The 25,839-nt window shown below is 74.4% G+C and carries 20 protein-coding genes; 15 read left to right on the top strand and 5 right to left on the bottom strand.

Going from position 1 to position 25,839, the window contains the following annotated elements:
* Positions 1-27: 27 nt before the first annotated feature.
* The 3 genes from ADL08_RS28775 to ADL08_RS28765 all read left to right on the top strand — a co-directional run bounded on the left by ADL08_RS28775 (position 28) and on the right by ADL08_RS28765 (position 4,102).
* Complete coding sequence (locus ADL08_RS28775; protein WP_053648119.1) at positions 28-1,725, top strand: peptidoglycan recognition protein; 1,698 nt, start codon at positions 28-30, stop codon at positions 1,723-1,725.
* 105 nt (positions 1,726-1,830) lie between these two features.
* Complete coding sequence (locus ADL08_RS28770) at positions 1,831-2,913, top strand: nucleotidyltransferase family protein (protein ID WP_053648117.1); 1,083 nt, start codon at positions 1,831-1,833, stop codon at positions 2,911-2,913.
* Between the two features lie 214 nt (positions 2,914-3,127).
* Positions 3,128-4,102 (top strand): DNA-3-methyladenine glycosylase family protein, encoded by a 975-nt coding sequence (locus tag ADL08_RS28765; protein ID WP_053648115.1) that lies wholly within the window; start codon positions 3,128-3,130, stop codon positions 4,100-4,102.
* Positions 4,103-4,118: 16 nt separating this feature from the next.
* On the opposite strand, the gene ADL08_RS28760 is transcribed toward ADL08_RS28765, so the two are convergent.
* From ADL08_RS28760 to ADL08_RS28750, 3 genes are read right to left on the bottom strand one after another with little or no spacing between them, the layout of a single operon-like run.
* Positions 4,119-5,423 carry a coenzyme F420-0:L-glutamate ligase gene (locus ADL08_RS28760; protein WP_053648114.1) on the bottom strand — a complete coding sequence of 435 codons (1,305 nt, stop codon included), beginning with the start codon at positions 5,421-5,423 and terminating at the stop codon, positions 4,119-4,121.
* On the bottom strand, positions 5,420-6,376 hold the full coding sequence (gene cofD, locus ADL08_RS28755; protein ID WP_053648112.1) for a 2-phospho-L-lactate transferase: 957 nt from the start codon (positions 6,374-6,376) through the stop codon (positions 5,420-5,422). Before cofD ends, ADL08_RS28760 begins: the two co-directional genes overlap by 4 nt.
* 13 nt (positions 6,377-6,389) lie before the next feature.
* Positions 6,390-6,914: a cysteine dioxygenase gene (locus ADL08_RS28750; RefSeq protein WP_053648109.1), complete on the bottom strand. Its 525-nt coding sequence runs from the start codon at positions 6,912-6,914 to the stop codon at positions 6,390-6,392.
* A gap of 681 nt (positions 6,915-7,595) precedes the next feature.
* On the opposite strand from ADL08_RS28750, the gene ADL08_RS28745 reads away from it, so the two are divergent.
* The 3 genes from ADL08_RS28745 to ADL08_RS28735 all read left to right on the top strand — a co-directional run bounded on the left by ADL08_RS28745 (position 7,596) and on the right by ADL08_RS28735 (position 13,615).
* Entirely contained in the window at positions 7,596-7,859 is a 264-nt protein-coding gene (locus tag ADL08_RS28745; RefSeq protein WP_015033978.1) for a WhiB family transcriptional regulator, read from the top strand.
* A gap of 510 nt (positions 7,860-8,369) precedes the next feature.
* Positions 8,370-12,089: a glycosyltransferase family 2 protein gene (locus tag ADL08_RS28740; RefSeq protein WP_053648107.1), complete on the top strand. Its 3,720-nt coding sequence runs from the start codon at positions 8,370-8,372 to the stop codon at positions 12,087-12,089.
* Positions 12,086-13,615, top strand: a complete 1,530-nt coding sequence (locus ADL08_RS28735; RefSeq protein WP_053648104.1) for a DUF5719 family protein — start codon at positions 12,086-12,088, stop codon at positions 13,613-13,615. Before ADL08_RS28740 ends, ADL08_RS28735 begins: the two co-directional genes overlap by 4 nt.
* 133 nt (positions 13,616-13,748) lie before the next feature.
* Here the strand turns inward: ADL08_RS28735 and ADL08_RS28730 are convergent, their stop codons facing one another.
* Positions 13,749-14,204 (bottom strand): metallopeptidase family protein, encoded by a 456-nt coding sequence (locus tag ADL08_RS28730; RefSeq protein WP_053648102.1) that lies wholly within the window; start codon positions 14,202-14,204, stop codon positions 13,749-13,751.
* A gap of 319 nt (positions 14,205-14,523) precedes the next feature.
* Between ADL08_RS28730 and ADL08_RS28725 the strand changes: the two genes are divergently transcribed.
* From ADL08_RS28725 to ADL08_RS28690, 8 genes are all read left to right on the top strand, one after another.
* On the top strand, positions 14,524-14,958 hold the full coding sequence (locus ADL08_RS28725; protein ID WP_078968558.1) for a DUF3499 domain-containing protein: 435 nt from the start codon (positions 14,524-14,526) through the stop codon (positions 14,956-14,958).
* Between the two features lie 196 nt (positions 14,959-15,154).
* A complete protein-coding gene (locus ADL08_RS28720) occupies positions 15,155-16,522 on the top strand; it encodes a phosphomannomutase/phosphoglucomutase (protein WP_053648098.1) in 1,368 nt (455 codons plus the stop codon).
* Between the two features lie 193 nt (positions 16,523-16,715).
* Positions 16,716-16,898 (top strand): Trm112 family protein, encoded by a 183-nt coding sequence (locus ADL08_RS28715; protein WP_053648096.1) that lies wholly within the window; start codon positions 16,716-16,718, stop codon positions 16,896-16,898.
* Positions 16,899-17,164: 266 nt separating this feature from the next.
* Complete coding sequence (locus ADL08_RS28710; protein ID WP_053648094.1) at positions 17,165-18,313, top strand: SIS domain-containing protein; 1,149 nt, start codon at positions 17,165-17,167, stop codon at positions 18,311-18,313.
* A 171-nt stretch (positions 18,314-18,484) separates the two neighbouring features.
* Positions 18,485-19,636: a mannose-6-phosphate isomerase, class I gene (manA, locus tag ADL08_RS28705; protein ID WP_053648091.1), complete on the top strand. Its 1,152-nt coding sequence runs from the start codon at positions 18,485-18,487 to the stop codon at positions 19,634-19,636.
* Positions 19,637-19,702: 66 nt separating this feature from the next.
* Positions 19,703-20,671 carry a cation diffusion facilitator family transporter gene (locus ADL08_RS28700; protein WP_053648090.1) on the top strand — a complete coding sequence of 323 codons (969 nt, stop codon included), beginning with the start codon at positions 19,703-19,705 and terminating at the stop codon, positions 20,669-20,671.
* Positions 20,672-21,086: 415 nt separating this feature from the next.
* Positions 21,087-22,541: an adenosylhomocysteinase gene (gene ahcY / locus ADL08_RS28695; protein ID WP_053648088.1), complete on the top strand. Its 1,455-nt coding sequence runs from the start codon at positions 21,087-21,089 to the stop codon at positions 22,539-22,541.
* A 130-nt stretch (positions 22,542-22,671) separates the two neighbouring features.
* On the top strand, positions 22,672-23,286 hold the full coding sequence (locus ADL08_RS28690) for a hypothetical protein (protein WP_053648085.1): 615 nt from the start codon (positions 22,672-22,674) through the stop codon (positions 23,284-23,286).
* Between the two features lie 43 nt (positions 23,287-23,329).
* Here ADL08_RS28690 and ADL08_RS28685 read toward each other — a convergent pair whose 3' ends face one another.
* On the bottom strand, positions 23,330-24,292 hold the full coding sequence (locus ADL08_RS28685; protein WP_053648082.1) for an RDD family protein: 963 nt from the start codon (positions 24,290-24,292) through the stop codon (positions 23,330-23,332).
* A gap of 122 nt (positions 24,293-24,414) precedes the next feature.
* Here ADL08_RS28685 and ADL08_RS28680 point away from each other — a divergent pair, with 122 nt between their 5' ends.
* The gene (locus ADL08_RS28680; RefSeq protein ID WP_053648080.1) at positions 24,415-25,422 is read left to right on the top strand and encodes a stage II sporulation protein M; all 1,008 of its coding nucleotides are present in this window, start codon (positions 24,415-24,417) and stop codon (positions 25,420-25,422) included.
* The last annotated feature ends 417 nt before the right edge of the window (positions 25,423-25,839 follow it).

Raw genomic sequence — 25,839 nt, 5'->3', positions numbered from 1 at the left:
CGGCCCGGCGCTACGCACGATCGGCCCATGCGTGCCTCACTCGCCTCCTCGATCGCCGTCACCTGCGCGGCGGTACTCGCCCTGCCGGTCTCCCCCGCCGCATCCGCGGCGGCCGAGGTGCTCGCGCAGCCACCGGCGGCCTCCGCGCTGCCCCCCGCGCCCGACCTGTCGGGCTCCACCCAGTCCCTGCCGCTCGCCCCGCTGGGCCCCTCCTCGCGGGCCGGCGGGCCGGGGGAGCAGGGGCTCACCCGACGCGACGTCAAGCCCTTCTCGCTCGTGGGCGTGGTCTGGGACGACCCCAAGGCCCCGCTGCACGGCACCGTGCAGGTCCGCACCCGGGCCACCGGCACGGACACCTGGTCGGAGTGGCAGGACGTGGAGACCCACAACGACGAACACGGCGCCGACCCGGACACGGCGGAGGGCGCCTCCCGGGCGCTCCGCGGCTCCACGGCCCCGCTGTGGGTGGGCGACTCGGACGGCGTCGAGATCCGGGTACGGGCGGAGGCGGGCGAGACGGGCGGCGCGCCGCCGCTCCCGGCCGGCCTGCGCCTGGAACTCGTGGACCCGGGAGAGGGCCCGGAGACGACGGACACGGAGCCGGTCCTGGACACGGAGCCGGGCCCGGAGCCGGGCGTGGAGCCGGGTACGGAGGCCGAGCCGGTCGCGGACCCGTACGCCGACGCGTTCACGGAATCGGAATCGGAATCGGAGCCGGAATCGGAGACAGAGCCGGAGCCGGAGACAGAGCCGGTAGCGGCGTCGGAGTCCGGTCCGGCGTCGGAGTCCGGTCCGGTGTCGGAGGCGGCCCCGCCCCGGACCCGTACCGCCGCGGCTCCGGCCGCCGCGGCTCCGCAGGTCCCGCCGCCCCCGGCCCCGGCGCCGACCGGGTCGGCCGCACCGGCCCCCTCCCCGTTCCCCGCGGGCCTCGCGGGCCTCGCGGATCTCGTGGACCTGGACGCGATCGGCTCCCCGCTCGCCCCGTACGCCGCGCCCTGGCTCCCGGTCCTGTCGAAGGAGGCGGCCGAGGCCGTGGCCCCGTACCTGCCTCCGTTCCTGCCCCGCACCCCGGCCTCCGGCTCCGAGGCGCAGGAACCGGCCCAGGCCCAGGCCGCGCCGTACATCGGCCCCCGTCCCGCGATCGTCACCCGCAAGGGGTGGGGCGCGGACGAGTCGATCCGCGAGAAGACCTTTGTCTACACGAACACGATCAAGGCGGCCTTCGTCCACCACAGCGCCACCGGCAACAACTACACCTGCGCCCAGGCGCCCTCCGTCCTGCGCAGCATCTACCGCTACCACGTCCTGAGCAGCGGGTGGCGGGACTTCGGCTACAACTTCGCCGTCGACAAGTGCGGAAACATCTACGAGGGCCGGGCGGGCGGCGTGGACAAGCCGGTGCTCGGCGCGCACACCCTCGGGTTCAACACCAGCACCATGGGCATCGCCGTCCTCGGCACCTTCAGCAAGACCGCCCCGCCGGCCGCCTCCGTGACCGCCGTCGCCCGCCTGACGGCCTGGAAGCTGGGGCTCCACGGCATCAACCCGAAGGGTTCGGTGACCCTGACCTCGGGCGGCGGGAACCTGTACGCGAAGGGCACGAAGGTCAAGTTCCACGCCATCGCCGGACACCGTGACGGATTCGCCACGGACTGCCCCGGATCGCTTCTGTACGGCAAGCTCGGCACGGCCCGGACGAGCGCGGCGTCGTATCAGGGGAGGTAGAGGGGACCACGGAGGCAACCCTCTGCATAAACTGACCGGTCATATCGCAGGGACGGCCGAAAACGGACGTGCCGACGGCCCCGGACAGGAAGCAGAGACGACAAGGTGACAGAAGCGATCCTCCTGGTCGGTGGCAAGGGGACAAGGCTGCGGCCCCTCACGGTCAACACGCCCAAGCCCATGGTCCCGGCGGCGGGCGTCCCCTTCCTGACGCACCAGCTGGCCCGCGCCCGCGCCGCCGGCGTCGAGCACATCGTGCTCGCCACCTCCTACCTGGCCGAGGTCTTCGAGCCGCACTTCGGCGACGGCTCCGCGCTCGGCCTGAGCCTGGAGTACGTCACCGAGGAGGAGCCGCTGGGCACCGGCGGCGCGATACGCAACGTGGCCTCGCGCCTGCGCTCGGGGCCCGACGACCCGGTCCTCATCTTCAACGGGGACATCCTCACGGGCCTCGACATCGGGGCTCTCGTCGACACCCACTCCGCCTCCGGCGCGGACGTCTCGCTCCACCTCACGCGGGTCGACGACCCGCGGGCCTTCGGTCTCGTCCCCACGGACCCCACCGGCCGCGTCACGGCCTTCCTGGAGAAGCCGCAGACGCCGGAGGAGATCGTCACCGACCAGATCAACGCGGGCGCGTACGTCTTCCGGCGCTCGGTCATCGACACCATCCCCACCGGGCGGCCGGTCTCGGTGGAGCGCGAGACCTTCCCGGAGCTGCTCGCCTCCGGCGCCCACCTCCAGGGCATGGTCGACTCCACGTACTGGCTGGACCTCGGCACCCCGCAGGCCTTCGTGCGCGGCTCCGCCGACCTGGTCCTGGGCCGCGCGCCCTCCCCGGCGGTCCCGGGCCGCTGCGGCGACCGCCTGGTGCTGCCGTCGGCGCGCGTCGCCCCGGACGCCAAGCTGACCGGCGGCACGGTCGTCGGCGCGGACGCGGTGGTCGGCGAGGGCGCCCGCATCACGGGCTCCACGCTCCTCGCGGGCGCGGTCGTCGAACCGGGCGCGGTGATCACCGACTCCCTGGTCGGCGCGGGCGCCCACATAGGCGCGCGTACGGTCCTCAGCGGGGCGGTCATCGGCGACGGCGCCCGGGTCGGCGCCGACAACGAACTCCGCGACGGCATCCGCGTCTGGTGCGACGCCACCCTCCCGGCGGGCACGGTCCGCTTCTCGTCGGACCAGTAGGGGGCGGGGCGGGGGCCCTGCCTGCCGGCCGGGTGCCGCAGCGGCCCCCCGCTCCGTCACCACCGTTGTGGGCACCCGTTCCGCAGGGCGGAACGGGTGGGCACAACCCCCCGGCGCGGCGCCCGTTCCCCTGCGGGCCCACCCCGAGGGCCCCGGCCCCGGCCCCGCACCCGGCCGGCCCCGCCCACAGGCTCCGCCCGACTACGCTCGTCCCATGGCCGGCCGCTTCCCCCAGAGACCCACCGCACCCGCACGGGCGACCGGCCGCACCCCCGGGCCCGCGCCCCGCACCCGCTCCCTCCCCCTCCCTCCGGGGACGGACCTCGGCCTCACCCTCGGCCCCCTCCGCCGGGGCCCCGCGGACCCCGCCTTCCGGGCGGTCGGGGACGGCTCGTTCTGGCGGGCCTGCCGGACGCCCGAGGGCCCGGGGACCCTCCGCGTCACCGCACGGGACGGCGTCGCGGAGGCGCAGGCGTGGGGCGAGGGCGCCGCGTGGCTCCTGGACCGCCTCCCGGCGCTGCTCGGCGCCGAGGACGACCCGGCCGCCTTCACGCCCCGCCACAAGCTGCTCGCCGCGGTCCACCGCCGCCGCCCCGGCCTGCGCCTGGTCCGCACCGGCCTGGTCCTGGAGTCGCTGATCCCGTCGATCCTGGAGCAGAAGGTCACGACGGACGAGGCGTACCGGGCCTGGCGGCTGCTCGTGCGGAAGTACGGGGAGCCCGCGCCGGGCCCGGCCCCCGACGGCATGCGCGTCATGCCGGACGCGCGCGCGTGGACCCTGATCCCGTCCTGGGAGTGGCACCGCGCGGGCGTGGACGACAAGCGGGCCGCGACCGTCCTGCGCGCGTGCCGGGTGGCCCGCCGCATGGAGGAGGCCGCGGACATGGACCCGGCCGGGGCGCGCGGGCGCCTGGAGCTGGTCCCGGGCGTCGGCCCCTGGACGAGCGCCGAGGTGGTCCAGCGCTCCCACGGCGCCCCCGACGAGGTCACCACCGGCGACTACCACCTGCCCGGCATCGTCGGCTGGGCCCTGGCGGGCGACCGCACGGCCGACGACGCGGCCATGCTCGACCTCCTGGCCCCCTACGAGGGCCAGCGCCACCGGGCGGCCCGCCTGATCCTCCTCAGCGGCCGGATCCCGCCCCGCAGGGCGCCCCGCATGACCCCGGGGAACATCGCGGCCCTCTGACCCCGAGGGGCCCGGCTCAACGCACCTCGACGAACTCCGAGGCCGTCCGCGCCGCCCGCTCCCGGGGCGGGGCCGCCGGATGCCCGACCGCGACCGCGCCGAGCGGGTCCCAGTCGTCCGGCAGGCCGAGGACCTCCCGTACGACGTCCGGGCAGAACATCGTCGAGGACACCCACGCCGAGCCCAGCCGCTCGCCCGCGAGCGCCACCAGGAAGTTCTGCACGCCCGCGCCCGCCGAGACCAGGAACATCTCGCGCTCGGCGGTGTCCCGGCGGGGGTCGCCGTAGTGGTGGGAGCCGTCCATGACCAGGCACGGCACCGCGAGGTAGGGCGCATCGCGCAGGACGTCCCCGCGCCGGACCCGCTTCTCGATCGACTCCTCGGACCTGCCGTCGCGCCGCAGGTCCGCGATCCACGCCTCCCGCATCGCGTCGAGCAGCCGCGTCCGCGACCGCGCCGACTCCAGGAGCACGAACCGCCACGGCGTCGTGTGGTGCGGGGCGGGCGCCGTCACGGCCGCGGCGACCGCGCGCCGCACCGCCCCCGGATCGACCGGCTCGGCCGTGAACTCCCGTACGGTCCGCCGCAGCGTCACCGCCTCCCGCACGGCCTCGGAGGTGCCGAGCCGGAACATGTCGTCGGCGGCGGCCCGCACGAGCGCGCGTGCCCCCGGTTCCCCGTCCCCGCCCACCACGTGCGGCAGGCCCCGGACGACGGCCACCGGCAGCCCGGCCGCCTTGCCCTTCACCAGGTCGCCGGCGGCGGCGAGTTCGTCGGCGGTGGCGACCACGGTCGCGCTCAGCGGGTTGCCGTGCGCGTCGGTCCCGCCGCGCAGGTCGTCCAGGACCCGCACCCCGGCCGCCCCGATCGCCACGTCCGTGAGCCCGCCGCGCCAGGGGCGCCCGAAGGTGTCCGTGACGACGACGCCCACGTCCACGCCGAGCGCCCCGCGCAGCCCCTCGCGGATCCGGCGGGCCGAGGCGTCCGGGTCCTCGGGCAGCAACAGCACCGTCCCGGCCGGGGTGTTGGAGGCGTCGACCCCGGCGGCGGCCATGACGAGCCCCTGCCGGTTCTCGACGATCCGCAGGGCGCCGCGCCGCGCCACCACCCGTACCGTCTCGGCGTCGATGGCCTCCTCGCGGTCGTCGGCGGCGACCACCCGCCCCTCCGCCTTGCTCACGATCTTGGAGGTGACGAGCAGCACGTCCCCGTCGGCGAGCTCCGGGGAGACGGAGGCGATCAGCTTGGCCAGGTCGTCCCCGGCGGCCACCTCGGGCAGTCCGGGCAGCGCCCAGACCCGGTACGAGGGGGCGGCGCTCACCCCCGTACCTCCTCGGCGAGCGCGAGCGCCTCGCGGGCCATCGCGGCCGTCGCCTCCACGTCCGTCATCATCAGCGGCACCGCGCGGCAGGCGATGCCCGCCGCCTCGACGTCCGCGACCGCGTCCGCGTCCACGGTGTCCACGAGCCAGCCGTCGAGCAGTCCGGAGCCGTAGTGCCGGGCCACCGCCGCCGCCGTGGACTCCACGCCCACCGCCGCGAGGACCTTGTCGGCCATGCCGCGCACGGGCGCGTCCCCGACGATGGGGGAGAGGCCCACGACCGGCGCCGCCGCGGCGGCGACCGCCTCGCGGATCCCGGGCACGGCCAGGATCGTGCCGACGGACACGACCGGGTTGGACGGCGGGAAGAGGATCAGGTCCGCCTCCGCGATCGCCTCCAGGACGCCCGGCGCCGGCTTCGCGGCCTCCGCGCCGACCGGCACGACGGCCTTCGCGTCCACGGAGGCGCGCAGCTTCACCCAGTACTCCTGGAAGTGCACCGCCCGCCGCTCGCCGTCGACCTCGATGGCCACGTGGGTCTCGACGCGGTCGTCGGACATGGGGAGCAGCCGCACGCCCGGCCGCCAGCGGGCGCACAGCGCCTCGGTGACGGCGCTCAGGGGGTAGCCCGCGCCGAGCATCTGGGTGCGGACGATGTGGGTCGCGAAGTCCCGGTCGCCGAGGCCGAACCACTCGGGCCCGACGCCGTACGCCGCGAGCTCCTCCTTGACGGTGAAGGACTCGTCCGTACGCCCCCAGCCCTGCTCCTCGTCGATCCCACCGCCGAGGGTGTACATCACCGTGTCCAGGTCGGGGCAGACCTTCAGCCCGAAGAGATGGATGTCGTCACCGGTGTTGCCGACGACCGTGATCTCCGCGTCCGGCACGGCCTGCTTGAGGCCGCGAAGGAAACGGGCACCACCGATGCCGCCTGCCAGAACCACAATGCGCATGTACGGCAGTGTGTCAGGCGACGATCACTCCCGGCGCGGCCGGGGCGGGCGCCACCGGGGCGCACTGCGCGCGGAGCGACTCGTGCATGGGCATCTCGGTCAGGCCCGGGAAGTAGACGTGCAGGCTGACGGCCGGCTCCAGGGAGTCGTTGACGACCTCGTGGACGTATCCGGGCGCGAACACGCGCTGCGCGCCGCCCGCGAGCGTCCGCACGCCCCGCTCCGTGCGCTCCGTCAGCTCGCCCTCCAGGACGGTGAGGACGCCGGAGGAGACGCCGTGGTCGTGCAGCCCGCTGCCCTGTCCGGGGACCCAGGAGAGCAGCCAGACCTCGTAGCCGGGGCCGGTGCGCAGGCGGTGGTACCAGCGGGTGGTGGCGTCGTACTCGACGTGCGGGGCCCACTGGGAGCGGTCCTCGGCGATGGAGCGCGCGAGGCCGACGAAATCGGCCACGGTCACGGGGTGGACGCGCTCGGGCTGGAGGAGGTGGGGGACCTCCATGATGTCGCCGGCGATCTGGAGGTCGCTGTCCATGTTCATGGGGTGGGGTGGTTCCTCAGCAGAAACAGAAGCGGTGGGGGGTCACGGGAGAGCGGTGACACGGATGACGCGGGTGACGCTGGGGGAAGAGGCTGGAGCTCTGCGGCATCAACAGCTGGGACAGCAACAGCAACAGCGCGCCTGGACAGCGCGGCGGAACCCACGGATGTGGGTCGCGGCGGGCGCTGCGGTCGCTGGCATGCCACCAAAGGTGGCCGGAGAGGCACCCGACTGTCAACTCAATGCCCGATTTGGTGGCAATGTTTCACCTCATCCGGTTGCCCTCTCTGGAGAAAGGTTTGCTCATGCGCGGACCAGGAGAGATGGCGCTTCGACCATGCCCGTGAACGTGGCGGCGCGCGCGTGTCGGTCCGGACAGGGGGCGGCTCGTGACCGGACTGTGATCCGGATCGCTTCCGCGGCTGGATCGCAACAAGATCCAACTCTCGGACGTCCTTCTTCGTGAAGGCGTGCCGCACGCTCGCGCCGATGGCATGTGTCACGGTTTTTGGTGATTTGAACACTTAGCGCATACGCTTGGTTCCGCAGAGTGAATACGGGGCCCAATAGCAGATCTCGGCTTGACTCGCACAGAGCACGAACTTGTAATTTCACTCGTGTCGTTCGGCCGTATCCGCACGGCAACACCACGGGGACGCACAGAACAGACGAGGGGCGCACATGACCGAGTTGTTCCAGGAACTGCTGGTCGAGGACGCGGACGAGGAACTCGGCTGGCAGGAGCGCGCGCTGTGCGCCCAGACCGATCCCGAGTCCTTCTTCCCCGAGAAGGGCGGCTCGACCCGTGAGGCCAAGAAGGTCTGCCTCGCCTGCGAGGTCCGCTCCGAATGCCTCGAATACGCCTTGCAGAACGACGAGCGCTTCGGCATCTGGGGAGGCCTCTCCGAGCGGGAGCGGCGCCGCCTGAAGAAGGCCGCCGTCTGAACCGCCGCCCGAGGCGCCGCCCGGACCGCCGGCACCCGACCGCGTACGGACCCCCGAGCCGGGACGCGTCCACCGGGACCGCGCCGAGGCGCACGCACCAGGACGGCCCGAACGGTCCGCCCCCTGTGTTCAGGTCACAGGCGGCGGACCGTTCTGCGCACCCGGCCCCGGCCGCGCCGGCCTCTTCGGCCCCGGCTCCGGATCCGGATCCGGCGCCGGCTCCGATCCCGACCCTGGTCACGGCCCCGGCCGTCCCGGCCGCCCCGGCCTCTTCGGGCCCGGTCCTGCTGACGCCCCGGGCCGCCCCGGCCCCCTCCGCCCGCCCCTGATCCCCGCCCCTGATCCCCGGTCCCTCCCCGCGACCGTTCCGTCCGCTCTGTCCACAGGGGCCCGGGAGCTCTGTCCACAGGGCGGCGGACCGCTCCGCGCACAGCCGTTAGTGTGGGCCTCCGTCCGAGACGCTCCCCACGCCCCCCGCGGGCGACCCCCGGCCGGAGGGCCCGTAGCTCGATGTCCTCAACTCCTGAGTTCCCGCGACACGTCGTCACCGCCGTGCTCGTCACCCACGACGGCGCCCGCTGGCTGCCCGACGCCCTGGCCGGCCTGCTCGCCCAGGAACGCCCCGTGCAGAACGTGGTCGCGGCCGACACCGGCAGCGCCGACGACTCCGCGCGGCTCGTCGCCGAAGCCGTCGGCGACGACCGCGTCCTGCACCTCGCGCGCCGCACCGGCTTCGGCGCCGCCGTCGAGGAGGCCGCCCGCACCGCGCCCGTGCTCGGACCCGAGGACCTGCCCTACCTGAAGCGCCCCAGCGGCTGGGACCCCGTCAGCCGCACCTGGAACGACGAGGCCTACGACCTCCCCGAACTCCCGCACGGCGAACCGGTCCAGTGGCTCTGGCTCCTCCACGACGACTGCGCGCCCGAGCCCGACGCCCTGGCCGGACTCCTGCGCGTCGCCGACTCCGACGCGCACGCCGCCGTCGTCGGCCCCAAGCTCCGCGGCTGGTACGACCGGAAGCAGCTCCTGGAGACCGGCGTCTCCATCGCCCGCAGCGGCCGCCGCTGGACCGGCCTCGACCGCCGCGAGCAGGACCAGGGCCAGCACGACCAGGTCCGCTCCGTCCTCTCCGTCTCCACCGCCGGCATGCTGATCCGCCGCGACGTCTTCGAGGAGCTGGGCGGCTTCGACCGGCGCCTGCCCCTCATGCGCGACGACGTCGACCTGTGCTGGCGCGCCCACGCCGCGGGCCACCGCGTGCTCATCGCCCCGGACGCCGTCCTGCGGCACGCCGAGGCCGCCGCCCGCGAGCGCCGCACCGTCGACTGCGCCGGCCGCACCGCCGCCAACCCGCACCGCGTCGACAAGGCCGGAGCCGTCTACACGCTCCTCGCCAACACCCGCGGCGCCGCCCTCCCGTACGTCTTCGCGCGGCTCGTCCTCAGCACCCTGTTCCGCACCCTCGCCTACCTCGTCGGCAAGGTCCCCGGGCAGGCCGTCGACGAGGTCATGGGCCTCCTCGCCACCCTGCTGCGGCCCGAGAAGATCCTCGCCGCCCGCAAGCGGCGCAAGAACCCCGCCGTCCCGGCGAGCGAACTCCGCCCGCTGTTCCCGCCGCCCGGCGCCACCGTCCGCGCCGCCGTCGAGCAGCTCACCGCCGACTTCGGCGGCAACGAGGCCGACTCCGGCGGCTCCCGCCACGGCGTCGTCGAGTCCGGGCCCGGCGGCGACGACGCCGACTACCTGGAGGTCGAGCAGTTCGCCCGGCTCAAGAAGATCGCCCGCAGACCCGGCCCGGTCCTCTTCGCCCTGCTCCTCGTCGTCGCCCTCGTCGCCTGCCGCAACCTCTTCTCCGGCGGCTCCCTGGCCGGCGGCGCCCTGCTGCCCGCCCCCGACACCGTCTCCGGGCTCTGGTCCCGGTACGCCGACGCCTGGCACCCCCTCGGCACCGGCGGCACCCAGTCCGCCCCGCCCTACCTCGCCGTCCTGGCCGCGCTCTCCGCGCTGTTCCTCGGCTCCACCTCCACCGCGCTGACCCTGCTGCTCGTCTGCTCGGTCCCGCTCGCCGGCTTCACCGCGTACTTCGCCTCCCGGGGCATCGTCGAGTCCCGGCTGCTGCGCGCCTGGGGCGCCGTCGCCTACGCCTTCCTGCCCGCCGCCACCGGCGCCCTCGCCACCGGCCGGCTCGGCACCGCCGTCCTCGCGATCCTGCTCCCGCTGATCGGCCGCGCCGCCGTCGCCGCCCACGGCTTCAACCGGCCCGACCGGGGCAGCTGGCGCGCCACCTGGGCGTACGCGCTCCTGCTCACCTTCACGACCGCGTTCACCCCGGTGGTCTGGCCGCTCGCCGTCCTCCTCGGCCTCGGCGTCCTCGCCGTCCGCCGCTCCGACCCCCTCGCGTACGGGCTCCGCTTCCTCGCCGCCGTCGGCACCCCCCTGCTCGTCCTCGCCCCCTGGTCGCTCACCCTCCTGACCGACCCCGCCGCCTTCCTGCGCGAGGCCGGCGTCGACCTCCGCACGGGCACCGCCACCGCGCTCGACCTGCTCGGTGCCAGCCCCGGCGGCCCCGGCACCACCGGCGGCCTGCTCCTGATCGGCCTCGTCCTCGCCGGCCTGGCCGGGCTGCTGCGCGAGGAGCGCCGGCTCGCCGTCCACGCCGCCTGGGCCGCCGCCCTCGCCGGACTCCTCTTCGCCGTCCTGACCAACGGCGCGGGCGGCACCGGCTGGGCCGGGCCCGCCACCCTCGTCTACGGCGCCGCCCTCATCGCCGCCGGCCTGATCGGCGCCGAGGGCGGACGCACCCGCGTCGCCGCCCACGGCTTCGGCTGGCGCCAGCCCGTCGCCGCCCTCGTCGCCCTCGCCTGCGCCGCCGGCCCCGCCCTCGCCGCCGCCGGCTGGATGATCGGCGGCGCCGACGGCCCGCTGACCCGCCGCGACCCGGTCCAGGTCCCGGCCTTCGTCGCCGAGGAGAGCACCACCCGCGACCAGCCCCGCACCCTCGTCCTCGGCGGCTCCACCCCCGGCGAGGTCGCCTACACCCTGGTCCGCGGCTCCGGCGCCCGCCTCGGCGACGCCGAGCTCACCGCCACCGCCGAGGGCGACCCGCACCTCGACCGGGTCGTCGCCCTCCTCGTCGCCGGCTCCGGCGCCGAGCAGACCGAGCAGCTCAGCGGCTACGCGATCCGCTACGTCCTCGTACGGGACGGGGCACCGCGCCAGATGAGCCGGGTCCTCGACTCCACCCCCGGCCTCAGCCGCCTCAGCCAGATCGACGGCAGCGCGCTCTGGCGCGTGGACCGCGAGATCGCCCGCGCCATGATCGTCCCGCCCGCCGCCGAGGCCGGGGCCCCGGCCGCCGGAGGAGCCGCCGGGGAGACCGCCGCCGACGTCGCCGTCGCCGCCGGCCCCGTCGAGGTCCACACCGAGGTCCCCGCGGGCCCCGCCGGCCGCGTCCTGCGCCTCGCCGACCGCGCCGCCGAGGGCTGGACCGCCACCCTCGACGGCAAGGAGCTGAAGCGGACCACCGTCGACGGCTGGGCCCAGGGCTTCGAGCTCCCCGCTCAGGGGGGCCGCCTCGACGTCACGTACGACGAGCCGTTCACCCACAGCGCGTGGATCTGGACCCAGGTCGCCCTCGGCGTCGTCCTGCTCGTCCTCGCCCTGCCCGGCCGCCGCCGCGAGATCGACGACGACCTGCCCGAGGAGGAGCTCGCGATCCCCGCCCAGGCCGCCGAGGGCGACGGCCGCCGCGCCCGCCGCCTGCGCGCCGCCGCCGACGCGGAGGCCGAGGCCGTGGAGCAGCCCCCCGCCGACGCCCCGGAGCACGGGCCGGTCCCGATCCCGGAGCAGCAGTCCCACGCACCCGGGGACCGGGACTGGGACGGCGGATACGACCCCGCCCACGCCCGGGCCCGGGACCACGGCCAGGAGCACGGCGAGCACGGCCGGGAAGGCACCCAGGAGCAGCCCTACGCCGACCGGGCCCCCTACCAGGAGTACGCGGCCGACCCGTACCAGCAGCCGTACGCGTACCCCCAGCAGGGCTACGAGCAGCAGCAGTACGACCCGCAGGGCTACGACCAGCAACAGCAACAGCAGCAGTACGGCGGACAGGGCTACGACCCGCAGCAGGGGTACGACCCGCAGCAGTACGACCCGTACGGCTACGGCTACGGACCCGCCCGGGGCCACGAGACCGAGCAGCGTCCCGACGGGAGCAGCAACCAGTGAAGCGCACGACCCTCTCCCTGATCGCGGGCGCCACGGCCCTCGCCGCCGTCACCGGCCTCGCCGCCCTCACCGCCCCCGAGGGCACCGCCGTCCCCGGGGCGACGAAGGCCACCACCCGGCTGCCGGTGGAGCGCGTCGGCCTGGCCTGCCCGGTCCCGAGCTCCTCGGAGGTGGCCGAGACCGTCTACACCTCGTACACCCCGACGGGCACCGAGACCGGCAAGACCCCGGGAACCGGCAAGGACGGGGCGCAGCGGCCCACGGCCCTCCTGAAGCCCGCCACGGGCGCGACGGCCACCGGCGGGACCGGCAAGAAGCCCACGGCGCCCAAGGCCCCCGCCACCGTCACGGCCCCCGGCAAGCCCGTCACCGCCGAGGCGAACGGCGCGTCCGTGCCCGCCCTCACCGGCTCGGCCACCGGCGCCCTCGCCCCCGGCTGGACCGTCCAGCAGACCACCGTCGTCCCGGCGGGCGGCTCGCGCGGCCTCCTCGGCCTCACCTGCGGCGCCCCCGACACCGACTTCTGGTTCCCGGCGGCCTCCACCGCCAAGGCGCGCCACGACTACGTCCACCTCACCAACCCGGACGACGCGGCCGCCGTCGCCGACATCACGCTGTACGGCCCCGAGGGCGTCCTCAAGTCCCAGTTCACCGAGGGCATCCCGGTCCCCGCCCGCTCCACGGTCCCGGTCCTCCTCCCGACCCTCACCCACGAGGCCGCCCAGCGGGACGTCACCGTCCACGTCACCACCCGCAGCGGGCGGGTCGGCGCGGCCGTCGGCGTCGCCGACGACAAGCTCGGCAGCGACTGGATCTCCGCCTCGGCCGACCCGTCGGGCAGCGTCGTCCTCCCCGGCATCCCGGCCGACGCCACCTCGGTGCGGCTCGTGGTCTTCGCCCCCGGCCAGGAGGACGCCGACCTGAAGGTCAAGCTGTCCACCGCGAACGGCGCGATCGTCCCGGCGGGCGCCGACACCCTGCACGTGAAGTCCGGGATGACGACCTCCATCGACCTGCCCGACCTCACCCGGGGCTCGGCGGCCTCGCTGTTCCTCAGCCCGGAGAACGCGAAGAGGCCCGTCCCGGTCGTGGCCGCCCTCCAGGTGGTCCGGGGCAAGGGCGACAAGAGCGAGATCGCCTTCATCCCGGCGGCGGGGGCGATCTCCGCCCGCGCGACGGTCGCCGACAACCGCGCCAAGGCCTCGACGCTCTCCCTGACCGCCCCCGACGCCGACGCGAAGGTCAGGATCACGGCCTCGGCGGGCTCCGGGGCGGGCACGCCGGCGTCGAGGACGGTCACGGTCAGGGCGGGCACGACGACGCCCGTCACCGACCTCGTCCCGCAGGGCCTCAAGGGCTCCTACGCGCTGACCGTCGAACCGGTCTCCGGCGGCAAGGTGTACGCGGCCCGGACGCTCGCCGTGCCGCAGGACGGCGTCCCGATGTTCACCGTCCAGACCCTCGCCGACGACCGGGGCACGGTCGAGGTCCCGTCGGCCCGCCAGGACCTGGGAGTACTGGACTGACCCCGGCCCCCACGGGGGAGACCGGAGGGACGCGAGCGGTACGGATCCGGCCGGCCGGGCCCGGTGGCCGTACGACCGCCCGGTTCTGCCGACCTCTGCCGGCTCCTGTCGGCCCTTGCCGGTCCCGTCCGGCTCAGTCCTGCCCGTACCGGGGGTCGACCGACTCCGGGGAGAGCCCCAGGAGCTCGGCGACCTGCTCCACGACCACCTCGTGGACCAGGAGCGCCCGCTCGTCCCGGCTCTTCGAGCGGATCTCGACCGGCCGCCGGTAGACGACCACCCGGGCGGGCTCGCCCTTCTCCGCGGAGAGCGAGCCGCCCAGCGGCACCGTCTCGCCCGGCACGGCCGGCGGCACCTCCAGCACCAGGAACTCGACGTCGGCCAGCTGCGGCCAGCGCCGCTCCAGACGCTCCACCGAGTCCAGGACCAGATCGCGGAAGGTGTCGGCCCGGCTCGCGGAGAGCGGCACCTGCGGCGGCGCGACGGGACCCCGCATCCCGCGGCCGTGCCGGTCGCGGCGGCGGACCCGGGGCTCCGCCGGGGGCTCCGCGGGGCGGTGCTGGGGGCTCGGCGGCACAGGACTGTCCATCACTGACGCAGCGTAACCCTCATCGGTCCTCCGTACCGTGGCGCGTCCTCGCCACCTTCTCCGGAGCCCCGGCCCGTTTCCGCCCCGCCCCCGCCCGACCTCCGCTCCTTCTGTCGCAACCTGAACGTTCCGGCCGGTCGCGCGCCCGATTCGGCGTCCCGTCGCGATCGGCCATCTGGCCCTGATTGACCGGATTCGTATCCCGAACTGTCCGAATCGCCACCTGCCCCGGGACCCGTGCGATCCCTTCCCCGCAGGTCGGAGCGGCCGCCCCGCACGGGGATATGGCGGAGCTCACACCGCGACACGGTGGAGTGACCTGAGGGAGAGTCGTCGCGGCCCGCTCAAGAGTGCGGTACCGTCCAACGTCGTGAGCCCTGTACGTCGCTGTTCGCGCACCGCGTGCGGCCGCCCTGCCGTCGCGACACTGACGTACGTCTATGCCGACTCGACTGCGGTCCTCGGCCCGCTCGCCACCTACGCCGAGCCCCACTGCTACGACCTGTGCGCCGAGCACGGCGAACGCCTCACCGCCCCGCGCGGCTGGGAGGTCGTGCGGCTCTCCGACGGATCCGCCCCCACCCGCCCCAGCGGCGACGACCTCGAAGCCCTGGCCAACGCGGTGCGGGAGGCGGCCCGCCCCCAGGAGCGCGCGGCCGGAGCCGGCGGCAAGGGCGGCGGAGGACGCGGCGGCGACCCCATGGAGGTCGGGCGCCGCGGACACCTCAGAGTGCTCCGCTCACCCGACAACTGACCCGACACCCGGGCCGACGATTGACCCGACACCCGGGCCGACGACCGACCCGGCCGCCGGGTCCGCACGGCCGACACGGGCGGTCAACCGGGCGCAACCGGCCACCGTCCGCATCCCCCCGCCCCACTCCGGGTAGTTTTGACGTTCCGTACACGCGCCGCACACGCGTGCCCAGAATCATCAGGAGGGTGGATCCGTGACTGCCGATCTGTCGCAGATCGTGAAGGCGTACGACATCCGCGGAGTGGTCCCCGACCAGTGGGACGAGCCGCTCGCCGAGCTCTTCGGCGCCGCCTTCGTCCGGGTGACGGACGCGGACGCGATCGTCGTCGGCCACGACATGCGCCCCTCGTCGCCCGGACTCGCGGGCGCCTTCGCGCGCGGCGCGGCCCGCCTCGGCGCCGACGTCACCCTCATCGGCCTCTGCTCCACCGACCAGCTGTACTTCGCCTCCGGCAGCCTCGGCCTGCCCGGCGCGATGTTCACGGCCTCCCACAACCCGGCCCAGTACAACGGCATCAAGATGTGCCGCGCCGGAGCCGCCCCCGTCGGCCAGGACACCGGCCTCGCCGACATCCGCGCCCTCGCCGAGGAGTGGTCGGAGAAGGGCGCCCCCGAGGCCGCCGCCACCCCCGGCACCGTCACCGAGCGGGACACCCTCGACGACTACGCCGCCCACCTCAAGGGCCTCGTCGACCTCACCGGCATCCGCCCGCTCAAGGTCGTCGTCGACGCGGGCAACGGCATGGGCGGCCACACCGTCCCCACCGTCTTCGCCGGCCTCCCGCTCGACACCGTCCCGATGTACTTCGAGCTGGACGGCACCTTCCCGAACCACGAGGCCAACCCGCTCGACCCCAAGAACATCGTCGACCTCCAGGCCCGCGTCCTCGCCGAGGGCGCCGACATCGGCCTCGCCTTCGACGGCGACGCCGACCGCTGCTTCGTCGTCGACGAGCGCGGCGAACCGGTCTCCCCGTCCGCGATCACGGCCCTCGTCGCCGCCCGCGAGCTCGCCAAGCACCCCGGCGGAACGATCATCCACAACCTGATCACCTCCTGGTCCGTGCCCGAGGTCGTCCGCGAGCAGGGCGGCGAGGCCGTCCGCACCCGCGTCGGCCACTCCTTCATCAAGGAGGAGATGGCGAAGACCGGCGCGATCTTCGGCGGCGAGCACTCGGCGCACTACTACTTCCGGGACTTCTGGAACGCGGACACCGGCATGCTCGCCGCGCTCCACGTCCTCGCGGCCCTCGGCGGCCAGGAGGGCACCCTCTCGGAGCTGGTCGCCGCCTACGACCGCTACGCCTCCTCCGGCGAGATCAACTCCACCGTCACCGACCAGGCCGCCAGCACGGCCCGGGTCAGGGCGGCGTACGAGGGCGGGGACGGGATCACCCTCGACGAGCTCGACGGCCTCACCGTGACCGCCGCCGACTGGTGGTTCAACCTCCGCGCCTCCAACACCGAGCCGCTGCTCCGCCTCAACGTCGAGGCCCGCGACGAGGCCACCGCCGCCCGGGTCCGCGACGAGGTCCTCGCCCTGGTCCGGGCGACGGACTGACCCCGCGCCGGTCGCCGGGGGACGGGGCGGCCCCCGTCCCCCGGCGGTAGGCTGACCTGGCCCGAAGGCCGCCCCGAGGGAACGGCCCGAAGGCCCGGCCCGAAGGCCGCCCCCCGGGGGACCGGTCCGAAGACCCGGCCCGCGGGGCGGCACCACCACCGTTCGCCCGCAGTTCGTCCGAAGGGACCACCCCATGCCGCTCGAAGCCGGCCTCCTGGAGATCCTGGCCTGCCCCGCGTGCCACGCTCCGCTGAACGACCGCACCGCGGACGAGACCCCCGAACTGGTCTGCACGGCCGACGACTGCGGCCTCGCCTACCCGGTCCGCGACGGCATCCCGGTCCTCCTCACGGACGAGGCCCGCCGCCCGGCGTAACCGGCCCCGAGGACGACGGCCGCCGACCGCAGCCGGGAGCCGCCACGAGCGGCGGACGCCGACGGCGGGTCCCCCCACGGGAGGACCCGCACCCCCGTACACCCGGCGGTACGGCCCGCACCTCCGCACACCCGGCCGTACGGAGTGACGCGGACGGCGCGGGCGCAGGACGAGGGGGCCGGGCGCGCCCCCGCCCCGCACCGCGCCGGCCGCCCCGCCCCCGCCCGAGGGGCTCCCACCGAACCCGCTCACCCGGGAGGCACCAGATGCTCGACGAGACCCTCCTCGACGCCCCGGACGACCTCGCCCTGGCCGACCGCCGGGGCCTCCTCCGCGGCGCCGCCGAAGCCGGCGCCCGGGTACGGACCGCCACCCGCCACGCCGCCGAAGCCGGCATCGCGGACCTCCGCCCCGAGGGCCGCCCCCGCGCGGTCCTCGTCGCGGGCCCCGGCACCGCCGCCACCGGCGTCGCCGACCTGATCGGCGCCCTCGCCGGAGCCTCCGCCCCCGTCGTACGCCTCCGCCCCACCGGCGTGGCCCCCGCCGCCGGAGCCCTGCGCTGGGCGCTGCCCGGCTGGGCCGGTTCCGTGGACCTGCTGCTGCTCCCCACCACCGACGGGGCCGAACCGGGCCTCGCCCTCCTCGCCGAGCAGGCGTACCGGCGCGGCATCACGGTCGTCGCCGTCGCCCCCCAGGGCTCCCCGCTCGCGGAGGCGGTCGGCGGCTCGCACGGAATGTTCGTCCCGATGGCCGTCGCCCCGAACGAGGCGCCCGACGAGTACGCCGAGAACATCGGGGCCAGCCCCGGCGCCCTCTGGGCCCTGTTCACCCCGCTGCTCGCCCTCCTCGACCGCGTCGGCCTCCTGGAGGCACCGCCCGAGGCCCTGGAGAAGGTGGCCGACCGCCTGGACCGCACGGCCGCACGCTGCGGCCCGGCCGTCGCCACGTACGGCAACCCGGCGAAGACCCTCGCCGCCGAGCTGGCCGACTCGCTCCCGCTGATCTGGACCGAGGGCAGCGCCGCCGGCCCGGCCGGCCGCCGCTTCGCCGCCGTACTGGCGGAGCTCGCCGGACTGCCCGCCCTCGCCGCCGAACTCCCCGAGGCCCTGCCCGCGCACGGCGTCCTGCTCGCCGGCGACTACGCGGCGGGCGCCGACCCCGACGACTTCTTCCGCGACCGGGTCGACGAGCCGCAGGCCCTGCGGGCCCGGGTGGTCCTGCTCCGAGACCGGCCGGCCGGCGGCCTCAGCGCCGCCCCCGCCGCCCGGGAACTGGCCCTCGGCCACGAGACCGCCGTCAGCGAGCTGGAGCCGGAGGAGGGCGGCGACCTGGAGACGCTCGCGGAACTCCTCGCCGTCACCGACTTCGCGGCCGTCTACCTGGCCCTGGCCACCCGGAGCACCCCCGCCCCGTAGCCGCCGGGCCGCGAAACCGCCCGCGCCCCGCACCGGGCGCCGCGGCGCGGGCCACCCACCCCGTGCCGTCCACCGCCCCGACACCCACCCGTCATCCACCCCCTGTCGTCTGTCTCCCGTGTCCCCCGACACCCGCACACCCGTCACCCACCCGAGAAGCTGGCAGGCACCATGGACCGCCTCGTCAACACCGTCCGCCCCTACGCCTGGGGATCCACGACGGCCATCCCGGAACTCCTGGGCACCGCCCCCACCGGCGAGCCGCAGGCCGAGATGTGGATGGGCGCCCACCCCGGTGCCCCCTCCCGCACCGAGCGCGGCCCGCTGAACGAGCTCATCGACGCCGACCCCGTACGCGAACTGGGCGAGCGGACCGTCGAGCGGTTCGGCCCGCGCCTCCCCTTCCTGTTCAAGATCCTCGCCGCCGGCGCCCCCCTGTCCCTCCAGGTCCACCCCGACCTCGACCAGGCGCGCTCCGGATTCGCCGCCGAGGAGGCCGCGGGCATCCCGGTCGACGCCCCGCACCGCACCTACAAGGACGCCCACCACAAGCCCGAGCTGATCTGCGCCCTCACCCCCTTCGAGGGGTTCTGCGGCTTCCGCGCCCCCGTTGACGCCGCCGACCTGATCGCCGCGCTCGGCGTCGACTCCCTCAAGCCGTACGTGGACCTGCTGCACGCCCACCCCGAGGAGGCCGCGCTCCGCGAGGTCCTGACGGCCCTGCTCACCGCCGACCCGGAGGAGACGGCGCACACCGTCGCCGAGGCCACCGCCGCCGCCGACCGCCTCGGCGGCGACCACGCCCCGTACGCGCGCCTCGCCCACCACTACCCGAGCGACCCCGGCGTCATCGCCGCCATGCTCCTGCACCACGTGCGGCTCCAGCCCGGCGAGGCCCTCTACCTCGGCGCCGGCGTCCCGCACGCCTACCTCGACGGCCTCGGCATCGAGATCATGGCCAACTCCGACAACGTCCTGCGCTGCGGCCTCACCCCCAAACACGTCGACGTCCCCGAACTCCTCCGGATCGTCCGCTTCGACCCGGCCGACCCGGCCGTCCTGCGCCCCGAGGCCTCCCCGTCGGGCGAGGAGGTCTACGAGACCCCGACCGAAGAGTTCCGCCTCTCCCGCTTCGTACGGGCGGAGAGCGCCGCCCCCAACGACCTCACCGCCCCCACGCCCCAGATCCTGCTGGCCGTCGCGGGCCGCCCGGCGGCGGGCGACATCCCCCTCGCCCCCGGCGAATCCGTCTTCGTCCCGGCGGGCGAGCGCATCCAACTGACCGGAGCGGGTACGGTCTTCCGCGCCACCGTCACGGCCTGATGCGACAATGACCGGCCGAACCGCGGCGATCGAGCCGGAGCACCGACGAAGGGAACCCGTACACCCATGAGCGCGTCAGGCGGAACCAAGGCGATCGTGGCGGCGCTCGCCGCGAATCTCGCGATCGCCGCAGCCAAGTTCGTGGCGTTCCTCTTCAGCGGTTCGTCCTCGATGCTCGCGGAGAGCGTCCACTCGCTCGCCGACTCCGGCAACCAGGGCCTGCTGCTCCTCGGCGGCAAGAAGGCCAAGCGCGAGGCGACCCCGCAGCACCCCTTCGGCTACGGCCGCGAGCGGTACATCTACGCCTTCCTCGTCTCCATCGTGCTCTTCTCCGTCGGCGGCATGTTCGCCATCTACGAGGGCTACGAGAAGATCCACGACCCGCACGAGATCAAGGCCTGGTACTGGCCGGTCGGCGTCCTCGTCTTCGCGATCATCGCCGAGGCCTTCTCCTTCCGCACCGCCATCAAGGAGTCCAACCCGCTCCGCGGCAACCTCTCCTGGAAGGAGTTCGTCCGCCGCGCCAAGGCCCCCGAGCTCCCCGTCGTCCTCCTGGAGGACCTCGGCGCCCTCGTCGGCCTCATCCTGGCCCTCGGCGGCGTCGGCCTCGCCCTGCTCACCGGCAACGGCGTCTGGGACGGCATCGGCACCCTCTGCATCGGCGTCCTGCTCATCCTGATCGCGCTCGTCCTCGCCGCCGAGACCAAGTCGCTGCTCCTGGGCGAGTCCGCCGGCACCGACGAGGTCAAGAAGATCGAGGCCGCCGTCGTCGACGGCCGGACCGTCACCCGCCTCATCCACATGCGCACGCTCCACCTCGGCCCCGAGGAACTCCTCGTCGCCGCCAAGATCGCCGTCGCGCACGACGACACCGCCGCCGAGGTCGCGCACGCCATCAACGCCGCCGAGGAGCGCATCCGCGCCGCCGTCCCGATCGCCCGGGTCATCTACCTGGAGCCCGACATCTACAGCGAGAAGGAGGCCGCGGCGGGCCCCGACCCGGCCGCGACCCCGGGCGGCCCGAGCCACCACTGACCGGCCCGGGACGCCGACCGACTTGAGGCGCCGACCGGCCCGAGGCGCCGACCGGTCCTTGAGACGGGCCGCCGGTTCAACGGCTGGATCCGGCCATCGCACCACCCCACCGAGCCCCCGGCCCGCACGACGGACCGGGGGCTCGGCGCGTCCGGCCCGGCTCCGGGGCTGTCCGGGAGCCGCCCCGGCACCCGACGCGGACTGTGGCCCACCGTGCCGATCGGTGTAGATTCGTGACCAGCCAGACGTCGCTGCTGATGGCGGTCGGGCGGTCCGGAGGACCGGCCGAGGGAGAGAGGGCCTCCGACGACGGCACCATGGAAGTCCCGGGCATCCGTATGCCCGAGGGACCCCCACCGTGGTGCCCGGCGCCCCGAACGACCCTCGCACCCGACCCATGAGGAGCAGCCCCGTCATGACGACCGCAGCCCACGAGGACTTCAAGGTCGCCGACCTCTCCCTGGCCGTCTTCGGCCGCAAGGAGATCACCCTCGCCGAGCACGAGATGCCCGGCCTGATGTCCATCCGCCGCGAGTACGCCGAGCAGCAGCCCCTCGCCGGCGCCCGCGTCACCGGCTCCCTGCACATGACCGTGCAGACCGCCGTCCTCATCGAGACCCTGGTCGCCCTCGGCGCCGAGGTCCGCTGGGCCTCCTGCAACATCTTCTCCACCCAGGACCACGCCGCCGCGGCCATCGCCGTCGGCCCGAACGGCACCCCGGAGAACCCGCAGGGCGTCCCGGTCTTCGCCTGGAAGGGCGAGACCCTGGAGGAGTACTGGTGGTGCACCGAGCAGGCCCTCACCTGGCCGAACTCGCCCACCGGCGGCCCGAACATGATCCTGGACGACGGCGGTGACGCCACCCTCCTCGTCCACAAGGGCGTCGAGTTCGAGAAGGCCGGCTCCGCCCCGGACCCGGCCACCGCGGACAGCGAGGAGTACGCCCACATCCTGCGTCTCCTCAACCGCACCCTCGGCGAGAACCCGCAGAAGTGGACCCAGCTGGCGTCCGAGATCCGCGGCGTGACCGAGGAGACCACCACCGGCGTCCACCGCCTGTACGAGATGCACCGCGACGGCACGCTGCTCTTCCCGGCGATCAACGTGAACGACGCCGTCACGAAGTCGAAGTTCGACAACAAGTACGGCTGCCGCCACTCCCTGATCGACGGCATCAACCGCGCCACCGACGTCCTCATCGGCGGCAAGACCGCCGTCGTCTGCGGCTACGGCGACGTCGGCAAGGGCTGCGCCGAGTCCCTGCGCGGCCAGGGCGCCCGCGTCATCATCACCGAGATCGACCCGATCTGCGCGCTCCAGGCGGCGATGGACGGCTACCAGGTGACGACGCTGGACGACGTGGTGGAGACGGCGGACATCTTCATCACCACGACCGGCAACAAGGACATCATCATGGCCGGCGACATGGCCCGGATGAAGCACCAGGCCATCGTCGGCAACATCGGCCACTTCGACAACGAGATCGACATGGCCGGCCTGGCCAAGATCCCCGGCATCGTCAAGGACGAGGTCAAGCCCCAGGTCCACACCTGGAAGTTCTCCGACGGCAAGGTCCTCATCGTCCTGTCCGAGGGCCGTCTGCTGAACCTCGGCAACGCGACCGGCCACCCCTCCTTCGTCATGTCGAACTCCTTCGCGGACCAGACCCTGGCCCAGATCGAGCTCTACACGAAGCCGCAGGAGTACCCGACCGACGTCTACGTCCTCCCGAAGCACCTGGACGAGAAGGTCGCCCGCCTCCACCTGGACTCGCTCGGCGTCAAGCTGACGACCCTCCGCCCGGAGCAGGCCTCCTACATCGGCGTCGAGGTCGAGGGTCCGTACAAGCCGGACCACTACCGCTACTGACGGACCCCGCGGAGCACGTCCGCGGAACACCTTCGCAGAGGATCCAGGCAGGCCCCCCGCACCCCCGTGCCGGGGGGCCTGCCCCGTCCCGCCCCCCTTGCCACCGCTCCTGGAAGCCACCCGAGGACCCATGCCCCGCGGCCGTTATTCGCTCCATGACCCGCACGATCACACCCCCCTCGGCGAAGAACACTTCCACTGCGCGCCGGGCCCCTCCGGCTGGCGCTACGTCGCGCAGACCACCACCCCCTCCGGTGATCACCGCGGCTCCGTCGACCTGGCCGTCGACGAACTGGGCCGCCCCATCCGCCTCGAACTGCACGCCGCCGGCTGGCAGGTCCGCGGCGCGGCCCTCGACGGCGTCACCTGGGTCCGCACGGACCCCACCGGAGCCGAGGCCACCGAAGGCAACGTGCGCGCCCACTCCTTCACCGGCGGCTCCCCGGCGTTCCTCGTCGCCCTCACGCGACTCCTGCGTCTCACCCCCGATTCCCCCGAGACCCGTGTCAGGCTCGTCGCCTTCACGGACCCGGTGCTCGCCCCCCTCACGGTCGACCAGTCCTGGGCCCTGCTGAGAAGTGAAGCGCACCCCACTGACAACGGCCCCCTGACGGTGGACGAGTACCAGGTCAGCGCCCTGGACACGGGCGAACGCCACACCGTCCACATCGCCGGGGACGTGGTCCTCGCGGCCCCCGGCATCGAACTCGAAGACCTCGACACCCCACCCTCGGTCTTCCCCTGACCTGCTGACCTGCTGACCCGCCGACCCGGAAGACCGCCGGACGTCAGGCGGGCGGGGCGAACCCGGTGGCGGACGACCCGTCCTCGGGGGAGGGCCCGCCGCCCGGGGGAGCACTCGCGGGAGGAACGGCCGGGGGAGCGTCGGAGGGCGGAACGACCGGAGGAACGGCCACCGCCGGAACACCGAAGGCCCGACCGGCCTCGAACCCGGCCCCGGCCCCGGCCCCGGTCTCCACCCCGGCCCCGCCTCCGGCCCCGGCCTCGGTGAACGCCCGTCGCATGTCCCGCGCCTGCCGCTCGGCCACCACGCCCGCCAGATACGCGTAGGCCGGCACCCCCGGCGGCGCGGGCGCCCCCGTCCGGGCCACCAGTTCGTCGGCCAGGCGCTCGGCGAGCCGCCGCCCCACGGCCGGATCCAGCTCACGCGCGCGCGTGAGGTACTGGCGCACCTCCAGCCACAGCGCCTCCGGCACCGCCGAGAGATCGAGCCCGGCGAACCGCCCCACCAGCCACGGCGGCGGCGGAGGCACGGGCAGCACCCGCGCCGCGGGCATCCGCTCCCGTACGACCAGCGTCCCCGCGAACACGTCCCCGAGCCGCCGTCCGCGCTCGGACACCAGCGACGCGACACAGGCGACGACGCCGAAGGTCATCAGGATCTCCACGACCCCCATGGCCCCCCGCACCAGCGCGTGCCGGAACCGGATCGGACCGCCGTCGTCCCGTACGACCCGCAGTCCACAGGCCATCTTCCCGAGCGACCGCCCGTGGGACAGCGTCTCCACCGCGATCGGCGCCCCCACGAGGACCAGCAGGAAGGCCGCGACGGACACGGCCGCCACCGCCGCCTCGTCCAGCGAAGCCGTGGCGGCCGCGAGCCCGACCATGACCAGCAGGTACGCGGCCCACACCACGGCCAGATCGACGAGCACCGCGAGCGCCCGGCTCGGCAGCCGCGCGGGCTGCAACCCCAGTACGACGGCATCGCCCGTCACCACACCACTCACGGCACCCGCCCACCCTTCTCCGGTCTTCCCGACCCCTCCGAACGCCAGTCTGCCAAGCTGACCCCCAGCGCGCCGCAGTAGTACGGACCCGTCCGAAGCCAGTCCTGGAGCAGCAGCCGATCATGGACCTCGACGTCTACGTCACCGCCCACCGCGCGGAGTGGGAACGCCTCGACCACCTCCTGCGCCGGGGCGGGAAGCTGACGGGCGCCGAGGCGGACGAACTCGTCGCCCTGTACCAGCGCACGGCCACCCACCTCTCGATCGTGCAGTCCGGCCTCCCGGACCCGATGCTCACGGCCCGGCTCACCCAGCTCGTGGCCCGCGCCCGTGCCACCGTGACCGGCACCCGCCGCTCCTCGTGGCGCGACGCGGCCCGCTTCCTCACGGCCGGCTTCCCGGCGGCCGTCTACCGCTCCCGCCACTGGTGGATCCCCACCGCCGTCCTCTCCACCCTGCTCGCGGTCCTCATCGGCTGGTGGATCGGCACGCACCCGGAGGTCCAGGCCTCGATCGGCGCCCCCGCCGAGCTGCGCGAGATGACCCGCCCCGGCGGCCAGTACGAGACGTACTACTCCAGCCACCCGGCGGCCTCCTTCGCCGCCCGGGTCTGGACGAACAACGCCCAGGCCGCCGCCATGTGCCTGGTCCTGGGCGCCTTCCTGGGGATCCCGGTCCTCTGGATCCTCTTCCTGAACATGCTGAACCTCGGCGTCGGCATCGGTCTGATGACCTCCGCGGGCCGCCTCGACGTCTTCCTGGGCCTGATCCTTCCCCACGGCCTGCTGGAACTGACCGCCGTCTTCGTGGCCGCCGGCACCGGCCTCCGCCTCGGCTGGACCGTCATCGAACCGGGCCCCACCACCCGCCGCGCCGCCCTCGCGGAACGGGGCCGTGCGGCTCTCGGCATGGCCATGGGCCTCGCCCTGGTCCTCTTCGTCTCGGGCCTGATCGAAGGCTTCGTCACCCCTTCCGGCCTGCCCACCTGGGCCCGCGTCACCATCGGCATCGCCGCCGAACTGGCCTTCCTCGCGTACGTCTACGTCCTCGGCGGCCGTGCCTCCCACGCCGGCGACCTGGGCGACCTGGAGGAACCCGACCGCAACGCCACGCTCCCCACCGCGGCCTGATGTGCGTACGGCCCTGCTGAGCTGCTAGTCTCCTCCGGTGCCCGCAAAACCTGTTGACACGGCGATTGCGGGGAGGTAGATTTGAACAGTTGCCTGGAGCTGGACAGCTCGGCAGCAACCAAGTAAAGTCTGACTCACTCCGGTTCGGGAATTTCGATTCCCCGGAGTCACTTCGATTCTTATCCGAATCACGAAAGCCACCGATTAGGTCGGCCGAAATGAATCTGATAAAGTCGGAACCGCCGGAAGGGCCCGGAGCGAAAGCGAAAGGGACCGGAAAGCACCGAGGAAATCGGATCGGAAAGATCTGATAGAGTCGGAAACACGAAAGACCGAAGGGAAAAGCCCGGAGGAAAGCCCGAGAGGGTGAGTACAAAGGAAGCGTCCGTTCCTTGAGAACTCAACAGCGTGCCAAAA

It is taken from the genome of Streptomyces sp. NRRL F-6492, assembly GCF_001280125.1.
GTDB lineage: Bacteria > Actinomycetota > Actinomycetes > Streptomycetales > Streptomycetaceae > Streptomyces.
The sequence above is the reverse complement of the archived record's forward strand: the minus strand, read 5'-3'. Positions and strand labels throughout refer to the sequence as shown.

Bases quoted from the DNA above. Each gene is read 5' to 3' on its own strand.
- ADL08_RS28775 (WP_053648119.1), top strand. From the start codon at position 28: ATGCGTGCCTCACTCGCCTCCTCGATCGCCGTCACCTGCGCGGCGGTA.
- ADL08_RS28765 (WP_053648115.1), top strand. From the start codon at position 3,128: ATGGCCGGCCGCTTCCCCCAGAGACCCACCGCACCCGCACGGGCGACC.
- cofD (WP_053648112.1), bottom strand. From the start codon at position 6,376: ATGCGCATTGTGGTTCTGGCAGGCGGCATCGGTGGTGCCCGTTTCCTT.
- ADL08_RS28750 (WP_053648109.1), bottom strand. From the start codon at position 6,914: ATGAACATGGACAGCGACCTCCAGATCGCCGGCGACATCATGGAGGTC.
- ADL08_RS28745 (WP_015033978.1), top strand. From the start codon at position 7,596: ATGACCGAGTTGTTCCAGGAACTGCTGGTCGAGGACGCGGACGAGGAA.
- ADL08_RS28740 (WP_053648107.1), top strand. From the start codon at position 8,370: ATGTCCTCAACTCCTGAGTTCCCGCGACACGTCGTCACCGCCGTGCTC.
- ADL08_RS28730 (WP_053648102.1), bottom strand. From the start codon at position 14,204: ATGGACAGTCCTGTGCCGCCGAGCCCCCAGCACCGCCCCGCGGAGCCC.
- ADL08_RS28715 (WP_053648096.1), top strand. From the start codon at position 16,716: ATGCCGCTCGAAGCCGGCCTCCTGGAGATCCTGGCCTGCCCCGCGTGC.
- ADL08_RS28710 (WP_053648094.1), top strand. From the start codon at position 17,165: ATGCTCGACGAGACCCTCCTCGACGCCCCGGACGACCTCGCCCTGGCC.
- manA (WP_053648091.1), top strand. From the start codon at position 18,485: ATGGACCGCCTCGTCAACACCGTCCGCCCCTACGCCTGGGGATCCACG.
- ADL08_RS28700 (WP_053648090.1), top strand. From the start codon at position 19,703: ATGAGCGCGTCAGGCGGAACCAAGGCGATCGTGGCGGCGCTCGCCGCG.
- ahcY (WP_053648088.1), top strand. From the start codon at position 21,087: ATGACGACCGCAGCCCACGAGGACTTCAAGGTCGCCGACCTCTCCCTG.
- ADL08_RS28690 (WP_053648085.1), top strand. From the start codon at position 22,672: ATGCCCCGCGGCCGTTATTCGCTCCATGACCCGCACGATCACACCCCC.
- ADL08_RS28680 (WP_053648080.1), top strand. From the start codon at position 24,415: ATGGACCTCGACGTCTACGTCACCGCCCACCGCGCGGAGTGGGAACGC.